The organism is Aestuariivirga sp. (assembly GCF_041738905.1).
Lineage (GTDB): Bacteria > Pseudomonadota > Alphaproteobacteria > Rhizobiales > Aestuariivirgaceae > Aestuariivirga.
Genome location: NZ_JBGSOZ010000047.1, coordinates 1 through 9129, shown reverse-complemented (window position 1 = coordinate 9129; position 9129 = coordinate 1). Strand labels below are relative to the sequence as shown.

The following is a 9129-nucleotide window of genomic DNA, read 5'->3' as shown; positions in this document are numbered from 1 at the left end:
GCGCGCAGCCGCGGCTGGGGTTCGATATCGCGCCACGACCGCCGGGGCGGTTCGGCCTGCAGCGCGGCGGCAAGGCCCGGAGAACGCGCCACAGGCTCACGTGCGGGAAGCGCATCGCTGGTCCTGGTGCGGTTGATCTTGTCGCGAAGCTGCTGGATTTCGCTTGCGGCGGACAGATTGTCCTCGCTCACCTTCACGTGAAGTTCACGGGTTGCCCCACGCTGCAGGGAGCCCGATGCACGCGACGACATCGAGGCCGGGACTTCACCGATATCGTCATGGATAGCCTTGCGGATCGACGCAAGGAGCTCTTCCATTCTCGGTTCTGCAGTCAATTCGGCCACCCTCGGGAATCCGGACGCATCCAATGGCGGACAGGATTACGCGAGGCCTTGAGTCTTGTCGATACGCCCGGTCAAACTATTGGGCGGTATCCACATCCGTACCGATCCACTTGTTGCGGACCCGGTTGTAGTTCTCCTGCGGATCATAGATCGCGACATTGAGACCAATATCCTTCGCCGTCAGATGGCCAATGGCGGACAGCAGCTGGAATCCGAAGATCACGCGCTGCTTTTCCGCTTGTACCAGCAGCACCTTGGCGGTGACCAGTTCGCGCTGCGCGTCGAGCACATCGAGCGTCGTGCGCGTTCCTGCCTCATATTCCTGCTGGGTGCCGCTGAGGGCCAGTTGAGCAGCTGACACCTGGGTCCGCGAATTCTCGATGATCTTTCCGGCGCCGATATAGGCATTCCAAGTTGCCGCGACGGCCTGGCGGACGGCACGCGCGATCTCGATAACCTGGATCTGGCGCTGGCTGGCAATCTGCTTGGCTTCACGAACCTGCGAATAGACGAGCCCGGCCTCGTAGAGCGGAACCGCCAAGTTGGCCGAGACCGAGGCAGTCCTGTTCTGCCTCACGTTGCTGCTGAGATCCGGATCCAGGATGCTCGCGGACGCTTCGAGGCTGGCCTGCGGAAGAAGACCCGAGAAAGCCACGCCGATGTCATGCTGGGCTGCAACTTCGACGAAGGCCCGCGCAAGAATCTGCGGATTCATCTCACCCGCTATCTGCAGCGCCGACTTCAGGTTCTTCGGCAATTGCTTGATCTTCGGATAACTCAGCTTGCCAGGCTCGTCGCCAATGACCTGAAGGTACTCGGCAACGTCTCCCGCGAGCGTGGCCTCGACGTCCGTCAATGTCGACATGGCCTGCGCCAGCCGCGCGCGGGCCTGGGCCACGTCGGTGCGGGTGATCTCGCCAACATTGAAGCGTTCGTTCGCTGCTCTGACCTGGGCCTCGAGAGCCGCCACGTTCTGCTTCTGCAGGATGACAAGCTGCCGGCCCGAATAGACATTCATGTAGGCTTGCACGACGTTGAACAGCACCTGCTGCTCCGTCTGCAGAAGGTTCTGCTGGCCGGCATCGACGCGCGCTTCGGCGGCCCGCGTGCCTTCCACGGTTCGGAAGCCACGGAATACCGGCTGGCTAAGAGTGATATTCACCCCGGCAGTGTCCGTCTGCCGCGTTTTGAACCCGGGGCCGAACAGCGTAGCGCCACTCGATGCGGTGTTCTCGATGGTACGGCTGGCTTCGCCGCGCACCGTTACGCTGGGGCGCCAGCCAGACAGCGCCTGCGGCACTTGCTCGTCAATCGCGCGCTGACCGGCCCGTCCGGCATTGAGCGTTGGATTGGTCGCATACGCCTTTTCCATGGCCACTGTCAGCGAATCGGCCAGCGCCGCGCCAGACTGAACGACAGCCACCACCGACATGGCTGCGCCGCAAAGCAAGCCTCGAACCCAGTTCCGTCTCATCCAACTCACCATATCCAGTTCATCGCCGGGAAAGGCCTCCCCAGCCGGACGCAACACCACACACGCCGTCCAGACCGCCTCAGAACACGAAGGCGGGCTTCACTTTCCGGAACCCTGGAAGTGCCGCCACGGAGGCGTCAAACGCCTTCCGCACCGCCACCGCCGCCCCCGACTTCGTATGGACGCAAGCCTGCGCCATTTCCGTCTCGCCGACAACTGCCACGAGACGGCCTTCATGTCCAAGCTGGTCGAGAAGCCCCTTCGGCACCTCGCCCACGCGGCCCTCCACGATGATGACGTCGAAAGGCTGTTCGCCTTTCAGGCCCGCTTCAAGACTGCCTTCGTAAACGCTCACGTTGGACAGGCCGGAAAGATTATGCTGAGCCTGCGCCGCAAGGCCGGGATCGCACTCGAGCGCGAAGACCTTGCCAGCCAGCGCCGACACGACGGCTGCGCCATAGCCTGTACCCGCCCCCACGACCAGAACCTTGTCCACCGGCTTGATCGCCACATTCTGAAGCATCCGCGCGAAAGCCATGACCTCGATCAGGGCACGCGGCCCACGGCTTGCGTCGGACGGCGACAACGGCACATCCTCATCGACATATGCAATCGCCCTGCGGCTGTCGGGAACGAAATCCTCGCGCGCGATCTGTTCCATCGCCGCGATGATGCGCCGGTCGGTGATCCCGTTGGGACGTACCTGCGATTCGATCATGTTGGAACGGGCGGCGTTAAACTCGGTCATCGTCTTCCTGGTCAGGGATATGCTTTCAACTCAGCCTTCCTGTTAGCCAAAGACGACGGACAAGTCCACTCGCGCGCATCCATCATTCACTACTAACATGTTTCTCACGGAAGCGGTTGTTTCGGTTGAGGGCTTCATCTATAAGCCGCGCCCGAAGGCCTCGTGGCGGAGTGGTTACGCAGAGGACTGCAAATCCTTGCACCCCGGTTCGATTCCGGGCGAGGCCTCCAAGTCACCACATCGCTCGCAAGATTGACCCGCCGTCCGGCGCGGGAGTTGCACATTTTCGTGGCAGACAGGACTTGGCGAAGTGTCAATCCCGTGTTACGTTTTTGTGTATGGACAGATTGACACCTCTGCTCGACCGAACCCCCACCCCCGATTCATTGCGCACGCTTGGCAAAAGTGATCTTCCCCAACTCGCCGATGAGCTCCGCAGCGAGATCATCGCTGCGGCATCGGAAACCGGCGGGCATTTCGGCGGCGGCCTTGGCGTCGTCGAGTTGACGGTCGCACTTCACTATGTCTTCGATACGCCGCGCGACCGCCTGATCTGGGATGTGAGCCATCAGGCCTACCCCCACAAGATCCTCACCGGGCGGCGTGACCGCATCCGCTCCATCCGCCAGAAGTCCGGGCTCTACGGTTTCACCAAGCGGAGCGAAAGCCCTTACGATCCCTTCGGCGCGGCCCACAGTTCCACCTCGATCTCGGCCGGCCTCGGCATGGCGCTCGCCCGCGACCTCACCGGCGGCACCAACAATGTGATTGCCATCATCGGTGACGGGGCCATCACCGGAGGCATGGCTTATGAGGCCCTCAACCATGCCGGAAGCCTCAGCAGCCGCCTGATCGTGATTCTCAATGACAACGGCATGTCGATTGCCCCTGCGGTCGGCGCCCTCAACGATCACCTTAAGACACTCCGCCAATCCGGAACCGGCAGCCTGTTCGAGGGCCTCGGCTTCCGTCATGTCGGCCCTGTCGATGGGCACGATGTCGGAAGCCTGGTCGACACGCTGGAAGGCTTGCGCGACATGCCCGGCGACAGGCCGGTTCTCGTCCACGTCGTCACCGAAAAGGGACATGGCCACCCCTTCAAGCGGCCCGACAAGGAAATGTATCACGCCGTCTCGAAGTTCGATCCGGTGACGCTCGAATTCGCCAAGGCCAAGGCCAATGCGCCAACCTTCACGCAGGTCTTCGCCAGCAGCCTGATCCAGCAGGCCGAGCAGGACGAGCGGATCGTCGCCATCACGGCCGCCATGCCGTCGGGCACCGGACTTGACCTCTTCGGCGAACGTTTTCCTGCGCGAACCTTTGATGTCGGCATCGCCGAGCAGCATGCGGTGACACTCGCCGCGGGGCTTGCCTCCGAAGGCATGAAGCCGGTCTGCGCCATCTATTCGACCTTCCTGCAGAGGGGCTTCGACCAGATCGTCCACGATGTGGCCCTGCAGCGCCTGCCCGTTCGCTTTGCCATCGACCGCGCTGGTCTGGTGGGACAGGACGGCGCCACTCACGCAGGCTCATACGATCTCGCCTACATGTCCATGCTGCCCGGCATGGTGGTGATGGCGCCGGCCGACGCCATCGAACTGCGGCGCATGGTGGCGACCGCCATGGCAAATTATGACGGCCCAATCGCCTTCCGCGATCCGCGCGGCGCAGCCTCGGGCCCCGACCTCGCCTGCGAAACCCGTCCATTGGAGATCGGACGCGGACGAATCGTGACCGAAGGAAACGACGTGGCGATCCTTTGCCTCGGTGCCAGGCTCGAGGCGTGCCTCGATGCCGCCCGCGAACTCTCGGCAATGGGTATTTCTGCAACTGTGGCCGACGCCCGCTTCTGCAAGCCGCTGGACACGCTGCTGATCGAGCGGCTTGCCCGCGAGCACGAGATTCTGGTCACGGTGGAGGATGGCGCTGTCGGCGGATTCGCCTCCCATGTGCTGCAGCATCTGGCATCGCGCGACCTGCTGGGACTGCTCAAGTTCCGCAGCTTCACCCTGCCCGATGCGTTTGTCTCGCATGGCACGCCAGCCGAGCAATATGTCGAGGCAGGCCTCGACGGCGCATCCATAACTGAAGGTATCAGAACCCTTCACGCCACATCGAGCCAGATGCCCGCCTTCAAGGGCTACCATCGCGTTCCTGCACACGCAGGCCGCAGCAGGCATTGAGACCTTTCACAGGGTACGGTCCTTGCGCGGCTTGCCGTAGCCCAGTTTCGACGCCCACCCCGGTGAACGCCGGTGCAGCCAGTTGCCGAGCTTGACGGTCGACCTGCGCTGAAATCGCCTGATGGGCGGCACATCAACCGCAAGCAGCGCAAGCCCTGCGGGAATCATCCAGAAGCCAAGAACCGGCAGGAAACCGACAGTCCCGCCAGCAACCAGCAATCCGCCCAGCCCCATCCGGACAACCCGATGGCCCGGGACTGGAATCTTGCGCCCGGCAATGTTGATTTTTGTCATAGGCCCTTGATCTGTCCGCACTGTATCGAGTTTGGACGCATTATATGGTTGCGGCGGCGCGGATATGCACGGAAGATCGTTTCCTGTGATAAAGTGCTTTTCGCCAGCAAAACGCTCTGCTATACGCGCCGCAGCATTCCCCGATAGCTCAGTTGGTAGAGCATTCGACTGTTAATCGAATTGTCCCTGGTTCGAGTCCAGGTCGGGGAGCCAAATCTCAGGAACGCGCCCGGATATTCGTCCGGGCGCGTTTTCATTTCCGAGCGCGGTGATCGTTCATCGCGCAATGATCCGGCGTTCACCGGCCACGCTGATCATCGAAGCCACCAATCGCACAGCCTCCTTCTCCTCCTCCAGCATCAGAGCGGTTTCCGCACGCTTCAACGCCAAGGCCGAGTGTCGTTCGGCATCAGCGCCAATCATGTCTCGGTCGGCCGTGATCAGCGCGACGAATGCCTTTTGAAGCCGAAGCTGAATCTCGATCAGTCCGGCGCCATCCCTCCCGATCGGTGCAAAGATGTCGTCCAGCATGTCGCCGGCCGCGATGGCGGGAACATGCACATGCGGACACTCGATCTCGCCCGCGTTTTCCGGCGTGTCGAAACGCACCCATTGCGCCAGCAACCGGACACCGCGCCCAATCACGTCAATCGCCGTTCCCGGATCGTTGACGGCGGGCGACAGCGCCCGCGAGGCAATTTCGGCCAGCACGCACAGTCCGAAGCGCGGGTCCTGATCGAAGGTCCGTTCCGCGCCGACCGTGAAGGCCTGCGCCACCGCCTTCCCGAACCCCCCGTCCTGCGTACCGGATACCATTGCGACCGGCCGCGCCGGATCGGCGAAGGCGCCGGGCAGCGCCAGCACGAAGACCTCGCTGTGAGCCTTGCCGGCGCAGTGCTCCAGCGCCGCGATGTCGATGTGCTGGACATAGCCGATCGTCGGCGCGAAAACCGGCCATGCGCTTTCTGGCGGGCCGCCGTCCATCGGCCGCCCGCCGAGATGAGGATGTTCCAGCCGAGTCTTCATTGCCTTCCATGTCGCCGCCTCGACACGCTGGATCGTCTCGCCGAGCCGGCCGAACCGGGCGAGATAGTCGATCCAGCGCAGGATCGTCACGGCGATGAGCGCAATCAGGCCGACCGTCACGATGAGCAGGATCACCCGCCCCTGCGAGCCGTAGAGGCCGGTGCTCAGGGCGATGATGCCAACGAGGCTGAACAGGAACGAGCCGATGAAGGTGCCAAGCACGTTCTGGCTGGTGTTGTCCTCCATCAGCAATCTTGTCGCGCGCGGCGTGACATTGCTGGTCGCCGCGCCATAGGCTGCAACCATCGTGCTGACCGAGAACACCGTCACCGCGAGCATGCTTGATGCCAATACGTTGAGGATACCGTCGATTGCCTGCGCGCCGATCCTGATCGTCCAGGCATCTGGAACGTAGGGCGCAAAGAAAATGCCGGCAGCGGCTGTGGCGACGCCGATCAGCGCCATCACGCTGACGCGAAGCCAGAGCTTGCGCGCGAATAGCGTGAGCAGCCATTGCCACCGCGGCATCATTCCGCCGCCTCCGGTTCAAGATCGCCGGCCCAAGTCAGGGTTTCGGTGAGCAATTCACCAGTCAAGTGGCGGCGGTCCCAGTGAGGCTCGCCTCCCGCCGGTTTGACAGCGCCATCAGCGTATCAACCTTGGCGATGATGCGGCGAATGGAAGTCTGGCATTTTCGTTCAATTGCAACATGGGAGGGACCTTAGCGCCGGGCAACGGGGTGAATTCTTGGAAGACTTGCTCATAACGGCATGTGGTGCAAGACTCCACCTGCCCGGCAACCGGATCGCGCCCGCGCTAGTCAACATCACAGCTGGCAGCCGGCGTTTCGTTGTTGCGCCACAATTCTCCTGTGTTTTGATAGGTCTGCGGAGGGGTTCCGCTGCTTGGGAGGATTTCGTTGAAACGCTTGAAGACGCTTCTGCTGGCGGGCGCCCTGCTCGCCGCGCCCGTGGCCGCCGAGGCCAAGACCATGGCGCTCCTGGTGGGCGTGGCCGACTACAATGAGGCTTCCGGCATCAAGGACTTGCTGGGACCACGGAACGACGTCTCAATCCTGTGGCGTGCGCTGAAGGACCGGGGCGTGGCGGATGGCGACATCGCGGTTCTCACAGACGGCCTGCCCAAGGACGAAAACTTCCCCGTTGCCAAGGGCTTGGCGGAAAGTACCAACATCTTGCGCGAACTGGACCGCCTGGCGGAAACCGCCCAAAGGGGGGACACCATCTTCGTCTATTACTCGGGCCACGGCACCCTCCAGCCCGACAATCCGGCCGAGCCCGAGGACGAGCCGGAGGCCGACGGCATGGATCAGGTGCTGCTTCCGTCCGATGTCGGCGCCTACGACCCCATCAACATGACCCTGAAGAACTCCATCATCGATGACGTGCTGGGGCGCAAGATCGCGGCGATTCGGGCCAAGGGCGCCTTTGTCTGGGCCGTCATCGACGCTTGCCATTCGGGCACCGTCACCCGCGGCGATACCGTCACGCGCTCGGTTGATCCCGCGAGCCTCGGAATCCCGTCGGCAGCACCGCAAGCCTCGCGCGGTGGCACCCGTGAAGGCACACTCAAGGCGAAGCACAGCGCTGGCGAAGGCGGGCTTGTGGGCTTCTATGCGGTCGAATCCTACGACGAAGCCATCGAGCGGTCCTTCGCCGGCTACAACATGCCGATGATCGGCGACAACGAGGACACGCAGCGCATGGGTGTCTTTACCTACCTGCTGCACCGGGCGCTGACCCGCAACACGGCCCAGACCTTCCGCGACCTGGCGCAGGAGATCATGGCCGAGCTCAACATGGACCATACCGGCGGCAAGGTGCCGCCGCCCGTGTTCGACGGCGACCTCGACGCGCCCGTACCCGGCAGCACGGCGGAAATGCTGCCGAATTCCGCCAACGGCATCCTGGCGGATGGCAAGCTCACCCTCCCCGTCGGAGCCTTGCAGGGCTATGATGTCGGCGCGACCCTGGCCCTCTACGCGCCGGGCAAGTTCGACGAGCCGGTCGCCCATGCGGAGGTAACCGGGGCGACGGCCGTTACGGCAACGGCCGAGAACCTGTCATGGGCAGAAGGCGCCACTGCGTTTGACCGCGGCACGCTCGCCGCCGTGGTGGATACGCCTGCCATCAGCTTTCGCTTCCTCGTGTCGCCGCCACCTGCCGCGGACTTTGCCGACGAAGCCTCGAAGGGACTGGTCAGCCAGGCTCTGTCCGACAGCTTCAAGTACGGTGCCGAATCGATCGGCATCGAGATGGGCAAGCCCGGCAATCCCGATGCCGATGTGTTGCTCCGCGTGAAGGACGGCCGCCTCTGGGTGGTCCGGCCTGACAGGCCCTGGGTGACGGCGCCCGGCGCATATGACGAGACGCCGAGCCTGCCCCTGTCAGGCGATCAGGCCACGCTGGCGACGAGCGTGAAGACGGCGGTGTGGAGCCTCGCCCGCGCCACCAAGCTCGTGCGGGTGGCATCTGCCCTCGACAGTGCCGGAACCTCCGACGGCGACATTCTGGTTCAGGCCGCGATGCAGCCCTCGGCAGCACCCGACTCAAAGGCCGCCTGCAACATGAGCACGAAGCCCGACATGGCGCAGGCCTCACCCGTCTCGCCGCTCATTCCGGCGGGTGCTGGCAATTGCGACTATGTCTCGATCGAGGTCTCGAACGACAGCGACATCGACTACTATGTCGCCGGTTTCTATGTCGATGCGCTGGGCGGTGTATCCGCGATGCCAGCCAGCTCCGCTAAGTCCGGCTGCGTCCGCTCGCTACCCGCCGGCACCGGCAGGAAGCTGACGTTCAGCTTCTGGATCGACACCTGGGACGAGAAGTCGGCCAAGCCGTCAACGGTCGGCGCGGAGAACTTCGTGGTGCTCGCCGTGCCGAAGGACAGCAAGGGCGGTTCGGCACCGCGCCTCTGCTCGCTCACCCAGCCCACCCTTGCGGGCATGCAGCAGACCCGCGATGTGGAAATGCCTGGCCAGCGCGGATCGAAGCAGAAGCTCTCGATGCTGCTGAACGGGGTCCAGGGCGCCACGAC

At 63.4% G+C, this 9129-nt stretch carries 7 protein-coding genes and 2 tRNA genes; 4 read left to right on the top strand and 5 right to left on the bottom strand.

The genetic code is table 11. The annotated features are described in order from the left end of the window. The 3 genes from ACEW8Q_RS03980 to ACEW8Q_RS03970 all read right to left on the bottom strand — a co-directional run. Positions 1 to 317: hypothetical protein (locus tag ACEW8Q_RS03980; RefSeq protein ID WP_373502757.1), on the bottom strand; the 317-nt coding region annotated here is incomplete at its 3' end. A gap of 103 nt (positions 318 to 420) precedes the next feature. Further along, complete coding sequence (locus ACEW8Q_RS03975) at positions 421 to 1776, bottom strand: TolC family outer membrane protein (protein ID WP_373502756.1); 1356 nt, start codon at positions 1774 to 1776, stop codon at positions 421 to 423. A 121-nt stretch (positions 1777 to 1897) separates the two neighbouring features. Continuing rightward, the gene (locus ACEW8Q_RS03970) at positions 1898 to 2566 is read right to left on the bottom strand and encodes a protein-L-isoaspartate O-methyltransferase (protein ID WP_373502755.1); all 669 of its coding nucleotides are present in this window, start codon (positions 2564 to 2566) and stop codon (positions 1898 to 1900) included. A gap of 156 nt (positions 2567 to 2722) precedes the next feature. Here ACEW8Q_RS03970 and ACEW8Q_RS03965 point away from each other — a divergent pair. Continuing rightward, positions 2723 to 2796: transfer RNA gene (locus ACEW8Q_RS03965), tRNA-Cys, on the top strand. Positions 2797 to 2904: 108 nt separating this feature from the next. Continuing rightward, positions 2905 to 4749, top strand: a complete 1845-nt coding sequence (locus ACEW8Q_RS03960; RefSeq protein ID WP_373502754.1) for a 1-deoxy-D-xylulose-5-phosphate synthase — start codon at positions 2905 to 2907, stop codon at positions 4747 to 4749. A 6-nt stretch (positions 4750 to 4755) separates the two neighbouring features. On the opposite strand, the gene ACEW8Q_RS03955 is transcribed toward ACEW8Q_RS03960, so the two are convergent. Next, entirely contained in the window at positions 4756 to 5043 is a 288-nt protein-coding gene (locus ACEW8Q_RS03955) for a hypothetical protein (RefSeq protein WP_373502753.1), read from the bottom strand. 137 nt (positions 5044 to 5180) lie between these two features. On the opposite strand from ACEW8Q_RS03955, the gene ACEW8Q_RS03950 reads away from it, so the two are divergent. Next, positions 5181 to 5256, top strand: a tRNA-Asn gene (locus ACEW8Q_RS03950). A 63-nt stretch (positions 5257 to 5319) separates the two neighbouring features. Here the strand turns inward: ACEW8Q_RS03950 and ACEW8Q_RS03945 are convergent. Beyond that, on the bottom strand, positions 5320 to 6600 hold the full coding sequence (locus ACEW8Q_RS03945; protein WP_373502752.1) for a DUF2254 domain-containing protein: 1281 nt from the start codon (positions 6598 to 6600) through the stop codon (positions 5320 to 5322). Positions 6601 to 6988: 388 nt separating this feature from the next. Between ACEW8Q_RS03945 and ACEW8Q_RS03940 the strand changes: the two genes are divergently transcribed. Further along, the coding region (locus ACEW8Q_RS03940; protein ID WP_373502751.1) for a caspase family protein at positions 6989 to 9129 on the top strand (2141 nt) is incomplete at its 3' end.

Coding starts and splice junctions, on each gene's coding strand:
- ACEW8Q_RS03975 (WP_373502756.1), bottom strand. CDS start 1,776: ATGTCGGTGGTGGCTGTCGTTCAGTCTGGCGCGGCGCTGGCCGATTCG.
- ACEW8Q_RS03970 (WP_373502755.1), bottom strand. CDS start 2,566: ATGACCGAGTTTAACGCCGCCCGTTCCAACATGATCGAATCGCAGGTA.
- ACEW8Q_RS03960 (WP_373502754.1), top strand. CDS start 2,905: ATGGACAGATTGACACCTCTGCTCGACCGAACCCCCACCCCCGATTCA.
- ACEW8Q_RS03955 (WP_373502753.1), bottom strand. CDS start 5,043: ATGACAAAAATCAACATTGCCGGGCGCAAGATTCCAGTCCCGGGCCAT.
- ACEW8Q_RS03945 (WP_373502752.1), bottom strand. CDS start 6,600: ATGATGCCGCGGTGGCAATGGCTGCTCACGCTATTCGCGCGCAAGCTC.